The 14,148-nt window shown below is 65.9% G+C and carries 15 protein-coding genes; 3 read left to right on the top strand and 12 right to left on the bottom strand.

The genetic code is table 11. The annotated features are described in order from the left end of the window. The 7 genes from tadA to dusB all read right to left on the bottom strand — a co-directional run. Nucleotides 1-584: tRNA adenosine(34) deaminase TadA (tadA, locus tag SRAH_RS09815; RefSeq protein ID WP_029463174.1), on the bottom strand; the 584-nt coding region annotated here is incomplete at its 3' end. 3 nt (nucleotides 585-587) lie between these two features. Further along, the gene (locus tag SRAH_RS09810; RefSeq protein WP_076607019.1) at nucleotides 588-1,349 is read right to left on the bottom strand and encodes an aquaporin; all 762 of its coding nucleotides are present in this window, start codon (nucleotides 1,347-1,349) and stop codon (nucleotides 588-590) included. After that, on the bottom strand, nucleotides 1,346-1,876 hold the full coding sequence (locus tag SRAH_RS09805; RefSeq protein ID WP_082210164.1) for an arsenate reductase ArsC: 531 nt from the start codon (nucleotides 1,874-1,876) through the stop codon (nucleotides 1,346-1,348). Before SRAH_RS09805 ends, SRAH_RS09810 begins: the two co-directional genes overlap by 4 nt. Then, nucleotides 1,869-2,210 carry an ArsR/SmtB family transcription factor gene (locus SRAH_RS09800; protein WP_029463171.1) on the bottom strand — a complete coding sequence of 114 codons (342 nt, stop codon included), beginning with the start codon at nucleotides 2,208-2,210 and terminating at the stop codon, nucleotides 1,869-1,871. Before SRAH_RS09800 ends, SRAH_RS09805 begins: the two co-directional genes overlap by 8 nt. Before the next feature lie 123 nt (nucleotides 2,211-2,333). Next, on the bottom strand, nucleotides 2,334-3,938 hold the full coding sequence (purH, locus tag SRAH_RS09795) for a bifunctional phosphoribosylaminoimidazolecarboxamide formyltransferase/IMP cyclohydrolase (protein ID WP_029463170.1): 1,605 nt from the start codon (nucleotides 3,936-3,938) through the stop codon (nucleotides 2,334-2,336). Between the two features lie 100 nt (nucleotides 3,939-4,038). Next, on the bottom strand, nucleotides 4,039-4,275 hold the full coding sequence (locus tag SRAH_RS09790; protein WP_029463169.1) for a helix-turn-helix domain-containing protein: 237 nt from the start codon (nucleotides 4,273-4,275) through the stop codon (nucleotides 4,039-4,041). Next, entirely contained in the window at nucleotides 4,272-5,282 is a 1,011-nt protein-coding gene (dusB, locus tag SRAH_RS09785; RefSeq protein WP_045477091.1) for a tRNA dihydrouridine synthase DusB, read from the bottom strand. The genes SRAH_RS09790 and dusB overlap by 4 nt, the downstream gene beginning before the upstream one ends. 163 nt (nucleotides 5,283-5,445) lie before the next feature. Here dusB and SRAH_RS09780 point away from each other — a divergent pair, with 163 nt between their 5' ends. After that, on the top strand, nucleotides 5,446-5,937 hold the full coding sequence (locus SRAH_RS09780; RefSeq protein ID WP_029463167.1) for a YqaA family protein: 492 nt from the start codon (nucleotides 5,446-5,448) through the stop codon (nucleotides 5,935-5,937). Between the two features lie 51 nt (nucleotides 5,938-5,988). On the opposite strand, the gene SRAH_RS09775 is transcribed toward SRAH_RS09780, so the two are convergent. The 3 genes from SRAH_RS09775 to ettA all read right to left on the bottom strand — a co-directional run bounded on the left by SRAH_RS09775 (nucleotide 5,989) and on the right by ettA (nucleotide 8,982). After that, the gene (locus tag SRAH_RS09775) at nucleotides 5,989-6,375 is read right to left on the bottom strand and encodes an Hpt domain-containing protein (protein WP_029463166.1); all 387 of its coding nucleotides are present in this window, start codon (nucleotides 6,373-6,375) and stop codon (nucleotides 5,989-5,991) included. A 1-nt stretch (nucleotide 6,376) separates the two neighbouring features. Continuing rightward, nucleotides 6,377-7,219, bottom strand: a complete 843-nt coding sequence (locus tag SRAH_RS09770; protein ID WP_082210163.1) for a response regulator — start codon at nucleotides 7,217-7,219, stop codon at nucleotides 6,377-6,379. Nucleotides 7,220-7,317: 98 nt separating this feature from the next. Next, nucleotides 7,318-8,982: an energy-dependent translational throttle protein EttA gene (ettA, locus tag SRAH_RS09765; RefSeq protein WP_029463164.1), complete on the bottom strand. Its 1,665-nt coding sequence runs from the start codon at nucleotides 8,980-8,982 to the stop codon at nucleotides 7,318-7,320. 360 nt (nucleotides 8,983-9,342) lie between these two features. Between ettA and SRAH_RS09760 the strand changes: the two genes are divergently transcribed. Both SRAH_RS09760 and gloA read left to right on the top strand, forming a co-directional pair. After that, a complete protein-coding gene (locus SRAH_RS09760; protein ID WP_029463163.1) occupies nucleotides 9,343-11,169 on the top strand; it encodes a DEAD/DEAH box helicase in 1,827 nt (608 codons plus the stop codon). A gap of 21 nt (nucleotides 11,170-11,190) precedes the next feature. After that, nucleotides 11,191-11,580 carry a lactoylglutathione lyase gene (gene gloA, locus SRAH_RS09755; protein WP_029463162.1) on the top strand — a complete coding sequence of 130 codons (390 nt, stop codon included), beginning with the start codon at nucleotides 11,191-11,193 and terminating at the stop codon, nucleotides 11,578-11,580. On the opposite strand, the gene dcm is transcribed toward gloA, so the two are convergent. Both dcm and serS read right to left on the bottom strand, forming a co-directional pair. Continuing rightward, nucleotides 11,577-12,725 carry a DNA (cytosine-5-)-methyltransferase gene (gene dcm, locus SRAH_RS09750; RefSeq protein ID WP_082210162.1) on the bottom strand — a complete coding sequence of 383 codons (1,149 nt, stop codon included), beginning with the start codon at nucleotides 12,723-12,725 and terminating at the stop codon, nucleotides 11,577-11,579. The two genes, gloA and dcm, sit on opposite strands and share 4 nt — an antisense overlap. A 5-nt stretch (nucleotides 12,726-12,730) precedes the next feature. Beyond that, the gene (serS, locus tag SRAH_RS09745) at nucleotides 12,731-14,107 is read right to left on the bottom strand and encodes a serine--tRNA ligase (RefSeq protein ID WP_029463160.1); all 1,377 of its coding nucleotides are present in this window, start codon (nucleotides 14,105-14,107) and stop codon (nucleotides 12,731-12,733) included. Nucleotides 14,108-14,148 lie beyond the last annotated feature (41 nt).

Genomic DNA, 14,148 nt, shown 5'->3' with positions numbered 1-14,148 from the left:
CTGTGCGCCTGCCAGTGCGCAAAGGCCTGCCACAGCGGCTCGAAAGCCGCGGCTGGGGTGCGCAGCGCATCGGGCCGCAAGGGCGTGTGGACTCGCTTGGCCGCCAAGCGGCGCTGGGCGAAAAAATCCTCCAGCAAGATCGCGCACTCGGCCGCCCGCACGCCGCCTTGCACTTCGGTCTGGTGGTTCAACGCCGGGTAGGCAAACAAATCCAGCACCGAGCCCGCCGCCCCGCTCTTGGGCTCGCGCGCCCCATAGACCACGCGCCGCACACGGCTGTGCAAGGCGGCCTGGGCGCACATCGCGCAGGGCTCTAGGGTGACGTAAAGCTCGCAGTCGTCGAGGCGGTAGTTTTGCAGCACCTGCGCCGCTTGGCGCAGCACCAGCATTTCGGCGTGCGCGCTTGGGTCGTTCAGGCCGATGGGCCGGTTGTGCGCTGCCGCCAGCACGCGCGCACTCGAACTGCCCTGCCCTGACCCGCGCTGCACCAGCACCGCCCCCACCGGCACCTCGCCCGCCGCCGCACCCAGCCGTGCCTGCTCCAGCGCCAGCCCCATGTAGTATTCGTCGTCGCTGGCTTGCATGGCTCAGGGGCGGGCTTGCTCGCTGCGGGCCAGCGGCGCCTGGCTAGGCGCCGAACCTTGGGCCGCTGGCTCGGCACCCGCTTGGCCTGCCGAAACCGGCTTGGGCGTGCGCAGCGCCTGCAGCAACAGCGCCCCCAGCAGCCCCCCGGCCACCTGCGCCGCCACCAAGGCCGGGAAAGAGGCCGGTGCCACCCCGGCAAAGCTGTCGCTGAACATGCGCCCAAAGGTAGCCGCCGGATTGGCCAAGGAAGTCGAGGCCGTAAACCACATCGCCGCGCCTATGTAGGCCGCCACCAGCGCTGGGGCGGTGTGGGCAACGCTGCGCCCGATCACAAACACCAGCCCGGCCGTGGCCAAGACCTCGGCCAGCCACAGCGGCGGCCCGCTGCGCACCTTCTGTGCCAGTTCCAGCGGCGCGTGCCCGAACATCAAATTGGCCAGCACCACCCCGGCCACGGCCCCAGCCAGTTGCGCCCCCACGTAGGCCATGCGGGCGCTCCAAGGCAGGCCGCTGGCGGCACCGAACACGGCGGTGACCACCGGGTTGAAATGCGCGCCGCTGATCGGCCCCAGGGTTTGAATCAGCACGAACAGGATGAACACCGTGGCCACGGTATTGGCCAGCAGCATCAGCGCCACGTTGCCGTCGGCCAGGTGCTGCGCCATGATGCCCGAGCCCACCACGGTGCACACCAGCAGCAGCGTGCCCACAAATTCCGCCAGCAGGCGCTGCGCCAGCGCAGGCGGCAAGGCTTGCGCGCTCATGCTTGGGCCAGGCGGCGCGCGATTTGCGCCAGCCGCTGGCCGTCCGATGCGGGATCGGTGATACCGCAGGCGGCCAAGTCGGCGCTTGCAGCCAGCAGGGCTTCGAGGCGGCTGCGGATCGCTTGCAAGGTGCTGCGAAAACGCTGCAGGCGCTGCTCCGGACTTCCTTCACCCTCCGACGGGTCCGCATAGCCCCAATGCGCCGTGGCCGGGTGCCCAGGCCAGATCGGACAGACCTCGCCCGCGGCGTTGTCGCACACGGTGATGATCAGGTCCATGGGCGGCGCATTCGGGCCAGCAAAGGCGTCCCAGCTTTTGCTGTGCAAATCCACGGTGGCTATGCCGGCCTCTTGCAAGGCCGCCAGCGCCAGCGCATGGGGTTGTTGCCCCGGCCGCGGGCTGCTGCCGGCCGAAAAGGCCTGCCAGCGCCCTTGGCCCAGATGGTTCAGGCAGGCTTCGGCCAAGATGCTGCGAGCCGAGTTGTGGGTGCACAAAAACAGCACCCGAATGGGGCGGTGATCAGCCATGTTCAGGCTCCAGAAGGTGACAAAGCAGGGATGGGGGGCTCAGGCAGCTCTGCCCTTGGCAGCAGTGCTCGGTCAGATACGCCAACAGTGCATTCATGCGCTCCAGCGCGGCCCGGTAGTGGATGTGGCGCCCACTGCGCTGCGCCAGCACCAGCCCGGTGTGCATCAGTTCCTTGAGATGAAACGAGAGCGTGGCCGCTGGCAAACCCAGGCTTTGCGCCAGCGCACCGGGCGTCAGACCCTCCGCGCCCGCCACCACCAAGGCACGAAAGACGCGCAGCCGCACCGGGTGCGCCAGGGCGGCAAAACAGGAGGCGGCTTGTGAGTCTTCCATAATTCAACGATTGTCGAATTATAAGGCACAGAAAAAACATGCGGCAAGCGGATGCCGCACCCGCTCAGCACAAAAAAACTTGGGCGGCAGGCGCAACCTCCAGCGCGCCGCCCCAAGGCGCCCTCAATGCCTAAAGTGCCGCACCCCGGTAAACACCATCGCCAGCCCGCGCTCGTTGGCGGCGTCGATCACCTCTTGGTCGCGCACCGAACCGCCGGGCTGGATGATGCAGCTCGCGCCCGCTTCGGCCACCACATCGAGCCCATCGCGGAACGGGAAAAACGCATCGCTGGCCACCGCCGATCCCTGCAGCGACAAGCCCGCGTGCGCCGCCTTGATGCCCGCGATGCGCGCCGAATCGAGCCGGCTCATCTGCCCCGCGCCCACCCCGAGCGTCATGCCATCGTGGCAAAAGACGATCGCGTTGGACTTCACGTACTTGGCCACCTTCCAGGCAAACAGCAGGTCGTCGAGCTGCGCCGGCGTGGGTTGCAACGCCGTCACCACTTTCAGGTCCGTGCGTTGCAGCTCGAAATTGTCGGCCGTCTGCAGCAGCAGGCCCGAGCCCACGCGCTTGATGTCGATCGCATTGCGGCCACGCGCCCAGTCGGAGGCACCGGGCTGCGCCAAGGTGGGCAGCGCGATCTTGAGCAGCCGCACATTGGCCTTGGATTTGAACACCGCCAACGCCTCGGGCGTGAAATCGGGCGCCAGCAAGACCTCGACGAACTGCTTAGACACCGCCAGCGCCGCCGCGCCGTCGAGCGGCCGGTTGAAAGCGATGATGCCGCCAAAGGCGCTGGTCGGGTCGGTCTGAAACGCCTTTTCGTAGGCCTGCTGGGCGCTTGTACCCACCGCCACCCCGCACGGATTGGCGTGCTTGACGATCACGCAGGCCGGCGCCTCAAAACCCTTGACGCACTCCCAGGCCGCGTCGGCATCGGCGATGTTGTTGTACGACAACTCCTTGCCCTGCAACTGCGTGCCCGTGACCAGCGCACCCGGCGCGGGTTCGAGGTCGCGGTAGTAGGCGGCCTGCTGGTGCGGGTTCTCGCCGTAGCGCAAGTCTTGCAACTTAACAAAGCGGCCATTGCTCTGGCCCGGAAAGAGCAACCGCGGCGGCGTCGCATAACCCGCAGGAACCCCTGCGGATAAGTCCAATGACGACAAATAGTCGCTGATAGCGCCATCATAATGGCTGATGCGGTTGAAAGCCGTTATCGCCAACTGCAGGCGGGTGCGCTCGCTCAAGCCCCCGTCTTGCAGCTCGGCCAGCAGCAGCGGGTACTGGCTGGCGTCGGTGAGCACCGCCACGTCGCGCCAGTTCTTGGCCGCCGAGCGCACCATCGCCGGGCCGCCGATGTCGATGTTTTCAATCGCCTCATCGAGCGTGCAGCCGGGCTGGGCCACCGTGGCCTCGAAGGGGTAGAGGTTGACCACCAAAATGTCGAGGGTGGCGATGCCTTGGGTTTGCAGCGCCGCCAGGTGCTCGGGGCGCTCGCGCCGCGCCAGCAGGCCGCCGTGCACCGCCGGGTGCAGGGTTTTGACACGGCCGTCGAGCATTTCCGGAAAACCGGTGAGCTCGGCCACCTCGGTCACGGGCAGGCCGTCTTGCGCCAGCAGGCGCGCCGTGCCGCCGGTAGAAATGAGTTGCACGTCCAGCGCGTGCAGACCGCGCGCGAGTTCGAGCAGGCCGGTTTTGTCGGAGACCGAGAGCAGGGCTTTCATGGAGAAACTTTCAATGCCTAAATAAAAAAACGATCAAAAAAGGGGCCATGCAGCAGCGCAGACGCACGCCACGGCCGCTGCTGACACAGGGGGCCAGCGCTCAATCAAGCAAGCCGTGTTCCTGCAGTTTTTTGCGCAAGGTGTTGCGGTTCAACCCCAGCCACTGGGCCGCGCGCGATTGGTTGCCTTGGCAACGCCCCAGCACCACCTCGAGCAGCGGTTTTTCTACCGTGCGCAGCAGCATGTCGTGCATATTGGCCGGTTCGTTGGCGCCCAAATCTTTGAAATAGGCTTCGACGTTGGCGCGCACGCTCTCGGGCAAGCTCGGGGTGCTCATGCGGCCAGCCTCCAGTCGGGGGTGCAGGCGCTATCGAACCAATCTTGGACGCAGCGCAGTTGTTGCTCGGCCGATTCGGCGCGGTTGATGCCCAGCCTGAAGTCGGCCTGCTGCTGCGCCGTGGCGGGCAGCGAGCGGGCATACCAGCCCAGGTGCTTGCGCGCACTGCGCACACCGCTGTGCTCGCCGTAGAGCTGGTAGTGGTCCAGCAAGTGCGTATGCAGCAGCCGAGCCAGCTCGGGCGCCGTGGGTGCGGGCAAATGCGTGCCGGTCGCCAGAAAATGGGCGATTTCTCTGAACAGCCACGGCCTGCCTTGGGCGGCACGGCCGATCATGAGCGCATCGCAGCCCGTGGCGGCCAGCACCGCGCGCGCCTGCTCCGGGCTGTCGATGTCGCCGTTGGCCACCACCGGAATGCGCAATTCGGCCTTGATCGCCGCCGCCGTGTGGTGCTCGGCCTGGCCCTTGTAGCCTTGTTCGCGCGTGCGCCCATGCACCACGATCATCTGCACCCCGGCGGCCTCGGCGGCGCGCGCCAATTGGGGCGCGTTTTTTTCGCTCTGGCACCAGCCGGTGCGCATTTTGAGCGTCACCGGCACGCCCTGCGGCTGGCAGGCCGCCACCACCGCCTCGATGATCGCCAAGGCGCGGGGTGCGTCTTGCATCAGGGCCGATCCGGCCCACTGGTGGCACACCTTTTTGGCCGGGCAACCCATGTTGATGTCGATGATCTGCGCCCCGCAGTCGATGTTGTGGCGCGCCGCATCGGCCATCTGGGCCGGATCGGTGCCGGCGATTTGCACCGCGATTGGGCCCGGTTCGCCCACGTGGTCGAGCCGGCGCAGGGTCTTGCGGCTGTCGCGCAACTCGGGTCGGGCGCTGATCATCTCGCTCACCGCGTAGCCCGCTCCCAACTGCTTGCACAGGACGCGAAAGGGCCGGTCCGTCACGCCCGCCATGGGGGCGACGAACAGGCGGTTGGCGAGGGTATAGGGGCCGATGCGCATCAGGAAACAGAAAAACCAAAAGCCACGGGCCACCGCCATAGGGCGGCCGACACACGGGCGAAATGCTGAAAAATTATGCAGCTTATTGTAGCCTGCCCATCACCCGTGGCCATGCAACTTCGGTCCGCAGCGCCCGCTGGGCGCCCCTTATACTGGCCCCACGATGGAAGCTGTGTTGTGGTCGATTCTGGATGCCTTGCGCCTGCCACAATTTGGGCTCACCACGGTGTTTGTGGTCGCTTTTCTTTCGGCCACCCTGCTGCCCTTGGGCTCGGTGCCGGTGGTGCTGGGGGTCATCAAGCTCAACCCCGAGCTGTATTGGCCGGTGATGTTCGTGGCCACCGCTGGCAACACCTTGGGCGGCATCACCAACTGGCTGGTCGGCTACGGCGCCCACTCGGCGGTGGACAAGGTGCGCGGCTCGGCCACCCACGTGCGCGCGCTCGATTGGCTGCAACGCTTTGGCCCCAAAGCCTGCCTGCTGAGCTGGCTGCCCGGCGTCGGCGACCCCTTGTGCGCCGTGGCCGGCTGGCTGCGGCTGCCGTTCTGGCAGTGCGTGCCCTATATGGCGCTGGGCATGTTCTTGCGCTACATCACCTTCATCACGGCCTTGCTGTGGATGCTGCCCGACGAATGGGCACAGACTGCGGGTTGAAACACTGCGCCACTGCGCACCCCAAGCAAGCGCAGCAAGTTACCCAGCAATTTACGCAACCCGATCGAGCCCGAAGGCGGCCACCAGGCGCAGGCGCAACGCCGTCCACAGCCCTTGCAACTCGGCCCAATCGGCGCGCTCGGCCTGAACTTGCAAACCATGTGCCAAGGCTGCGATTTCGTTGTGGCCCAAGGTATTCAAAACGCCTTTCAGGCTGTGCGCCAAGCGCACCAGCGCCGCCCGATCTTGCTGCGCCTGCAGCAGATCGGCAGCCAGTCGGAAATCGTGCTCAAACTGCTCGATGCAGGCAGCTCGAAAAGTTAAAAACAAAGCCAAATCGTTGTCGAACAAGCCCTGCACGGCCACTTGCTCGCAGTGGAGCAACTGCGCCGCCCCATCTCCCCCCGAGGCGGTCGGTGGCCGCGGCTGGGCTTGCATTTCAGCCTTTGGCTGGCTGAGGCCGGCGTTCGGTCGCCACAGCTTTGGCCTTGGTGGAGGCCTTGGCAGCCCTGGCAGCCTTGGCAGCCTTGGCAGCCTTGGCAGGGGCCTTGGCGGGGGTTGGCGCTGCAGCGGCGCCTCCGGCCGCCGAGGCAGGCGGGGACACTGCGCTTGCCTCAGCGCTGCGATCGGCCAGCAAATGGCCCATCGCCGCCTCGATCAGGGGCGGCAGGTCTTGCACCAGGCGCGGTTTGTGCACCACCGCCACCTCGTGCAGGGCATGGGCATAGGGCTCGCGCTGCGGTGCATCGAGCGCCGTGAGCACGATCAGCTTGCAGTTGCCAAACAGCGCATGGCTGCGCAGCCCCGAAATGAGCGTGGCACCATCCATGCCCGGCAACAAAATATCGACAATGATGAGGTCGGGCTGCAAATGGCCAAAGGAAACCAAGCCCGCAATGGCGTCGGACGAAACATGCAGCTCGATGTCTTCAAAGCGCTGCCTGATCAGCGTGGAGACCAGATTCTGAAAATGCGCCGAGTCTTCGATCAGCAGAATGCGCGGCACGTGCACCGAATGACGCCGCCGCCCACTCGGGCGCAGACCTGCGCCACCGTGCATGGCTGCCACCCCGGTCACACCGGCACGGCTGCCCTTGACCCAACGCTCGAGCGAATCGCGCGTGATGCGCCGGTGCCCGCCAGGGGTCTTCCAAGCCTGCAAGTCGCCACGGTCCACCATCAGTTGCACCGAACGCACCGCCATGCCGAGCATCTTGGCCACTTCCAGCGTAGTGAAGTAGGCGCCCGAGGACATATCAATAGGGTTGTTTGTATTGTTCATGTTCGCATTTTGCAACAAATGGCATATTCAGCACAAGACTGTTTTTAGTGATTTTGTCGGAAATCGGGCCCGGAGGTGGCAGTCAAAGGCCAAAACCCTTAAGCCAGCGACTTGAAGCGCACGCGCTTGGGCCGTGCGCCCTCCTCGCCTAGGCGGCGCTGTTTGTCGGCCTCGTATTCGGTGAAGTTGCCGTCAAAAAACACCCACTGGCTCTCGCCCTCGTAGGCCAGGATGTGGGTGCAGATGCGGTCCAGGAACCAGCGGTCGTGCGAGATCACCATCGCACTGCCGGCGAATTCGAGCAGCGCCTCTTCGAGCGCGCGCAGGGTTTCCACGTCGAGGTCGTTGGAGGGCTCGTCGAGCATGAGCACGTTGCCGCCCAGCGCCAGCGTTTTGGCTAGGTGCAGCCGCCCGCGCTCGCCGCCCGAGAGGTTTTTCACCAGCTTTTGCTGGTCGTTGCCCTTGAAGTTAAAGCGCCCCAGGTAGGCGCGGCTGGGCATGATGAACTTGCCCACCGTGATGTTGTCGAGCCCGCCGGACACATCCTCCCACACCGTTTTGTCGCCTTGCAGCGCTTCGCGGCTCTGATCGACAAAAGCCAGCTTGGCGGTCTGGCCGATGACGATTTCGCCCGCGTCGGGCTGCTCTACGCCCTGGATCATGCGAAACAGGGTCGATTTGCCGGCCCCGTTGGGCCCGATGATGCCCACAATGGCCCCGGCCGGCACGCTAAAGCTCAGGTCGTCGATCAGCAGCCGGTCGCCGAAGGTTTTGCGCACGTGCTTGAACTCGATCACCTGCGCGCCCAAGCGCTCGGCCACCGGGATGAAGATCTCGTTGGTCTCGTTGCGGCGCTGGTAATCCACGTCGGAGAGTTCCTCGAAGCGCGCCAGCCGCGCCTTGCTCTTGGCTTGGCGGCCCTTGGCGTTGGCGCGCACCCACTTGAGCTCTTCTTTCATGGCACGCAGGCGTGCGTCTTCGCTGCGCTGCTCGGTTTCGAGGCGGCGCTCTTTCTGGTCCAGCCAGTCGGTGTAGTTGCCTTTGTAGGGGATGCCGTGGCCGCGGTCGAGCTCCAAAATCCACTCGGCGGCGTTGTCCAAAAAGTAGCGGTCGTGGGTGATGGCCACCACGGTGCCGGAAAAGCGTTTCAGGAACTGCTCCAGCCAGTGCACGCTTTCGGCATCCAAATGGTTGGTGGGCTCGTCGAGCAGCAGCATGTCGGGCCGGCTCAGCAGCAAGCGGCACAGCGCCACGCGGCGCTTTTCGCCCCCCGAGAGGTTTTTGATCTGCGCCTCCCAGGGCGGCAGGTTGAGCGCGTCGGCGGCGAGTTCGAGCTGCAGGTCGGCGTTCTCGGAGCCCGAGGCGGCGATCACCGCCTCCAACTCGGCCTGCTCGGCGGCCAGGGCGTCAAAGTCGGCGTCGGGTTCGGCGTAGGCGGCATAAACCTCTTCGAGCCGCGCCTTGGCCGCCAGCGCGCCGCCTATGCCCTCTTGCACCGCCTCGCGCACGGTTTGTTCGGGGTTGATGTGCGGCTCTTGCGGCAGGTAGCCGATGCGGATGCCGGGCATGGGGATGGCCTCGCCCTCGATCTCTTTGTCCACCCCAGCCATGATCTTGAGCAGGGTCGATTTGCCCGAGCCGTTGATGCCGAGCACGCCGATCTTGGCGCCGGGAAAGAAGCTGAGCGAAATGTCTTTCAAGATCTGGCGCTTGGGCGGCACCGTCTTGCAGACGCGGTTCATGGAGAAAACGTATTGGGCCATAGGGACAAGCAAATGAAAGGAATGCGCACGCAGCCCCAGCGGGGCCGCCACTTTGCTGCGATTATCCGCTGCTTGAGCCATTTTGTGCCGCTTTGTGCAGATTTGTGGCGCAAGCCAGGTTCGGCTTGCCGGCGCGCCCAAACTGTGGTTTTTAAACGCCAGTCGGCACACCCACCGCGGTCAGGGGCGGTTTGTGCCACAATCGGGCCGTGCGTACTTGCATTCGGTACCACAGCAGCGCCATGCTGGGGCTAGGACAGCCCACTTTGCTCCCCATCTGCCCGCGATTGCCCTTGCCCCTTGCGGCGCAGGGAGTGGCCGATACCCCTAGACGCCCCGTGATGGGCGCAAACCTTACCCATGACTTTTGACGAACTGAACCTCGCCCCGGCTCTGCTGGACGCCGTGCGCGAGCAAGGCTACACCCAACCCACCCCGGTGCAGGCGCAAGCCATCCCCTTGGTGCTGGCTGGCCACGACCTGCTGGCCGGCGCACAGACCGGCACCGGCAAAACCGCCGCCTTCACGCTGCCGCTGCTGCAGCGCCTGCACGCCGGCCAAACCAGCCCCGAGGGACAAGCCGGCCATGAGCCCCCCAAACGCGGCCAAGCGCGACCCATTCGCGCCCTGATCCTGACGCCCACCCGCGAGCTGGCGGCGCAGGTCGAAGAATCGGTGCGCACCTACGGCAAGCACCTGCATCTCAAGTCCACCGTGATTTTTGGCGGGGTCGGCATGAACCCGCAGATCGACAAACTGGCCCGGGGCGTCGATGTCCTGGTGGCCACGCCGGGGCGTTTACTGGACCTGGTGGATCAAGGCCGCTTAGATTTGTCCAAGGTCGAAATTCTGGTGCTCGACGAAGCCGACCGCATGCTCGACATGGGTTTCATTCACGACGTGAAAAAAATCTTGCGCCTGCTGCCGCAAAACAAGCAGAGCCTGCTGTTTTCGGCCACCTTCAGCGACGAGATCCGTGAACTGGCCAACGGCCTGCTGCGCAGCCCGAAGCACATTCAGGTCACGCCGCCCAACACCACGGTGCAGCGCATCGTGCAGACCATCCACCCGGTCGGGCGCGGCAAGAAAAAAGCGCTGCTGGCGCACATCATCAAAGAACACGACTGGAGCCAGGTGCTGGTGTTTACACGCACCAAGTTTGGCGCCAACAACGTGGCCGACTACCTCAATGCCCAAGGCATTGGCGCCATGGCGCTGCACGGCAACAAGAGCCAGAGCGCGCGCACCCAGGCACTGGCCGACTTCAAGAGCGGCACCATCCGCGCCTTGGTGGCCACCGACATCGCCGCGCGCGGCATCGACATCGACGACTTGCCGCACGTGGTCAACTACGACATCCCCAATGTGTGCGAAGACTACGTGCACCGCATCGGCCGCACCGGCCGCGCCGGGGCCGAAGGGGCCGCGGTAAGCCTGGTGAGCCTAGACGAAGAAGGCTTCATGATGGCGATCGAGAAGTTCACCAAGCAGCAGATTGCGGTGCAAATCTTCCCCGAGTTCATGCCCGAAGCCGACGAAAAAGCCGAACCCATCGCCATGGGCCGCCAAACCCTCTGGGGCGGTGCCGGCAAGCCACCGAGCCGCGATGTGATGGCCGCCGCCGGACGCGCTGCGCGCAAAGAGATGACGGACCGCGTGCGCGACAGCAAAGGCGGCGCCCGCACTGGCCGACCGACGGGGGGTGCGCCCGCCAGATTCGGCGCGGGCCCGGCGCGGGTTGCGCCGGCGCGGACGGCGCCTGCGCGGGCGGCTCAGGCCCCCACCTTCCACGACGACGACTTCGAAGACGACTCCCAACCCCCGCGCCACGCCGACCCCTTGGCCCCATCCCGGCTGGCCCATGCCCCCGGACGGCGCCGCAACAGTGGGGGCGCTGCCCCTGGGGCCGGTCGCAACCAGGCACCGGGTTCGGGCACCGGACCCCGCCAAGGCGGCCCGCGCCAAGGTCAGGGCCAAGCCCAGCCGGGCCAGCCACGCAGCCGAAGCGCCGGTAGCGCGGGCGGCCCCGGCGGCGGCCCAGCGCGCCAGCCCGACCCGCTGCGCACCGGCATCGACACCCTGGGCCAGCGCGGTGGCGGCAACCGCTCACGCACAGGCGGCGGTGGCCAGGGCGGTGGCGGTGGTGGCATCGACCCCCTGCGCACCCGCTTTGGGCGCATCAAGTAACCTCAAAAACAGGAGCAGACCATGCGCATTTTGCACACCATGTTGCGCGTGGGCGATCTCGATCGCTCGATCGCCTTCTACACCCAGGTGCTGGGCATGAACTTGCTGCGGCGTTCAGAGAATCCGCAGTATCGGTACACGCTGGCGTTTTTGGGCTTTGAGGGCGGCAACCCCGACCAAGCCGAGATCGAACTCACCCACAACTGGGGCGTGACGCAGTACGAAATGGGCAGCGCCTACGGCCACATCGCCATCGGTGTGCCCGATGCCTACGCGGCCTGCGAGCGCATCCGCCAAGCCGGCGGCACCATCACCCGCGAGGCCGGCCCGGTGTTGGGGGGCAGCACGGTGATCGCCTTTGTCACCGACCCCGACGGCTACAAGATCGAGCTGATCGAACGAGCGGCCTAGGCCGCCCAAGCCTGCTGCGGCAAGGCTGGGCCGGCGGCGCCCATCAGGTCGCGCACCGGCTCGACCATCAGGCGCGCCACCTCGCGCATGACCGGCATCACCACGCTGTTGCCAAACTGGCGGTAGGCTTGGGTGTCGCTGACCGGAATCTTGAAGGTATCGGGGAAGCCCATCAGCCGGGCGCATTCGCGCGGCGTCAGGCGGCGCGGCCGCTTGCCGGGCCCTTGGTCGACGAGGATCTCTGAGCCGTCTTTGTGGTAGCGCGCCGACAGGGTGCGCGTCACGCTCTGGGGGTGCACCAGCCCAAAGCCAAAACCGTTGCCGGCCGCCTTGTGCTTGAGGGCGTAGGCTTGCAGGTACTCCCACAGCTTGGGCGTGAGCGTGTAGCGCGGCTGCACCATATGGCTTTGGTGATCAAAAAAGCGGTCTGCGTCCCATTCCAGCACGGGCTCGCTGCCGTCGGTTCGGTGCAAGATGCTGTGCAGTTTCGGACCTTGTGCGGGCAACTGCAAATCGTCCCAACTAAACCGGGTCGGCTGGCAAAAGCCCACCAAGATGATGCGCTCCCGGTGCTGGGGCGTAAAGTGCCGGCCATCCAAAACGCGGTGATGCACCTCGTAGCCCAGCTCCTCGCGCAGGGTCTGGAGAATCACGGCAAAGGTGCGGCCTTGGTCATGCGAGAGCAGGTTTTTGACGTTCTCTAGCAAAAAGGCCTGGGGACGCTTGGCGGCAATGATGCGCGCCACATCAAAAAACAAGGTGCCTTGGGTCGTGCACTCAAAGCCATGCGCCCGACCGAGCGAATTTTTTTTGCTCACGCCGGCGATGCTGAAAGGCTGACAAGGGAAACCCGCCAGCAGCACCTCGTGGTCGGGCACCTCGTGCGCCGGCAGCGGCACGATATCGCCCACAAAGGGGTGGGTGTCGCCAAAGTTCTCTAGGTAGGTCTGCTTGGAAAAGCGGTTCCATTCGCTGGTAAACACGCACTCGGCGCCATGAGCGGCAAAGCCCATGCGGATGCCTCCAATGCCGGCGAACAGATCGACCACCCGCAACGACGCACCTTGGGGCCGATCAAAAGGCAGGCAGGCTTGGAGTGGCGGCCGTTGCGGTGTGGCCCGCTGGGCGGTTGGCGCTGCGCTCATGGGCGTCAGAGCGTCTCGGCCCCGCCCAAGTAGGGCCGCAGCGCCACCGGGATGCCGATGCGGCCATCGGCCTGCTGGTGGTTTTCCAGCACCGCCACCAGGGTGCGGCCCACCGCCAGCCCGGAGCCGTTGAGGGTGTGCAGCCACTCGTTTTTGCCTTGGGCGTTTTTGTAGCGCGCTTGCAGGCGCCGGGCTTGGAAGGCTTCGCAGTTGCTCACCGAGCTGATTTCGCGAAAGGTGTTTTGCGCCGGCAGCCAGACTTCGAGGTCGTGCGTGCGCGCCGCGCCAAAGCCCATGTCGCCGCTGCACAGCAGCATCACGCGATACGGCAGCTCCAGCAGTTGCAAGATGGTTTCGGCGTGCTGCGTCATGTCGTGCAGCGCCTCGTTGCTGCGCTCGGGGTGCACGATCTGCACCAGCTCCACCTTGTCGAACTGGTGCTGGCGGATCAGGCCACGGGTGTCGCGCCCGGCGCTGCCCGCCTCTGAACGAAAACACGGGGTGTGGGCGGTGAATTTGAGCGGCAGATCGGCCTCGGGCACGATGCAGTCGCGCACGAAGTTGGTCAGCGTGACTTCGCTGGTGGGGATGAGGTAGAGCGCGCCCTCCTCCTCCCCTTCCTGGCCGCCTTTTTTGACGGCAAACAAATCGGCCTCGAACTTGGGCAATTGGCCGGTGCCGCGCAGCGTGGCGGCGTTGACCACGTAGGGCGTGTAGCACTCGGTGTAGCCGTGGCGCTCGGTTTGCACATCGAGCATGAACTGCGCCAGCGCCCGGTGCAGCCGCGCCAGCCGGCCTTTGAGCACGGCAAAACGCGCGCCGCTGAGCTTGGCGGCGGTCTCGAAATCGAGCCCCAGCGGTTCGCCGAGCTCCACATGGTCGCGCGGCGCAAAACCCAGCGCGGCCGGACTGGCCCCGTAGCCACCGGCAGGGGAGCCCGCATCCCCATCCGCCTTCGTCGCACCCGGCCCGCCCGCGTGCGGCGGAGCCCAGCGGCGCAGCTCCACGTTGGCGCTCTCGTCGGCCCCCAGCGGCACCTCGGGCTGGGGCAGGTTGGGCAGGGCCAGCAGCATGGCTTGCAGCTCAGACTGGATTTGCTCCAGCCGCGCCGCCGAGCGCTCCAGCGCATCTTTGATCTGACCCACTTCGGCCATGGCCGCCTCGGCTTGGGCGTGCTGGCCTTGGCCCTTGAGCACGCCGATCTGCTTGGAGCAGCGGTTGCGCTGCGCTTGCAGCTCTTCGGTCTGCACCTGCAAGGCCTTGCGCTCGTGCTCCAGCGCGCCGAAGGCGGCCACATCGAGAAAGGGTTGCGGGTTTTTGCGGGTTTGCAAGCGGGTGACGACGGCGTCGAGGTCTTTGCGCAGGTGCGTGAGGTCTAGCATGGTGGGGCCGATTTTAGGGGTAGTGGGCAGCCCCTAGACCG

It is taken from the genome of Serpentinimonas barnesii (assembly GCF_000696225.1).
Classification (GTDB): Bacteria; Pseudomonadota; Gammaproteobacteria; order Burkholderiales; family Burkholderiaceae_C; genus Serpentinimonas; species Serpentinimonas barnesii.
This window is presented reverse-complemented; position numbering and strand designations above follow the sequence as displayed.

Coding starts and splice junctions, on each gene's coding strand:
- SRAH_RS09810 (WP_076607019.1), bottom strand. CDS start 1,349: ATGAGCGCGCAAGCCTTGCCGCCTGCGCTGGCGCAGCGCCTGCTGGCG.
- SRAH_RS09805 (WP_082210164.1), bottom strand. CDS start 1,876: ATGGCTGATCACCGCCCCATTCGGGTGCTGTTTTTGTGCACCCACAAC.
- SRAH_RS09800 (WP_029463171.1), bottom strand. CDS start 2,210: ATGGAAGACTCACAAGCCGCCTCCTGTTTTGCCGCCCTGGCGCACCCG.
- purH (WP_029463170.1), bottom strand. CDS start 3,938: ATGAAAGCCCTGCTCTCGGTCTCCGACAAAACCGGCCTGCTCGAACTC.
- SRAH_RS09790 (WP_029463169.1), bottom strand. CDS start 4,275: ATGAGCACCCCGAGCTTGCCCGAGAGCGTGCGCGCCAACGTCGAAGCC.
- dusB (WP_045477091.1), bottom strand. CDS start 5,282: ATGCGCATCGGCCCCTATACCCTCGCCAACCGCCTGTTCGTCGCCCCC.
- SRAH_RS09780 (WP_029463167.1), top strand. CDS start 5,446: ATGGAAGCTGTGTTGTGGTCGATTCTGGATGCCTTGCGCCTGCCACAA.
- SRAH_RS09775 (WP_029463166.1), bottom strand. CDS start 6,375: ATGCAAGCCCAGCCGCGGCCACCGACCGCCTCGGGGGGAGATGGGGCG.
- SRAH_RS09770 (WP_082210163.1), bottom strand. CDS start 7,219: ATGAACAATACAAACAACCCTATTGATATGTCCTCGGGCGCCTACTTC.
- ettA (WP_029463164.1), bottom strand. CDS start 8,982: ATGGCCCAATACGTTTTCTCCATGAACCGCGTCTGCAAGACGGTGCCG.
- SRAH_RS09760 (WP_029463163.1), top strand. CDS start 9,343: ATGACTTTTGACGAACTGAACCTCGCCCCGGCTCTGCTGGACGCCGTG.
- gloA (WP_029463162.1), top strand. CDS start 11,191: ATGCGCATTTTGCACACCATGTTGCGCGTGGGCGATCTCGATCGCTCG.
- dcm (WP_082210162.1), bottom strand. CDS start 12,725: ATGAGCGCAGCGCCAACCGCCCAGCGGGCCACACCGCAACGGCCGCCA.
- serS (WP_029463160.1), bottom strand. CDS start 14,107: ATGCTAGACCTCACGCACCTGCGCAAAGACCTCGACGCCGTCGTCACC.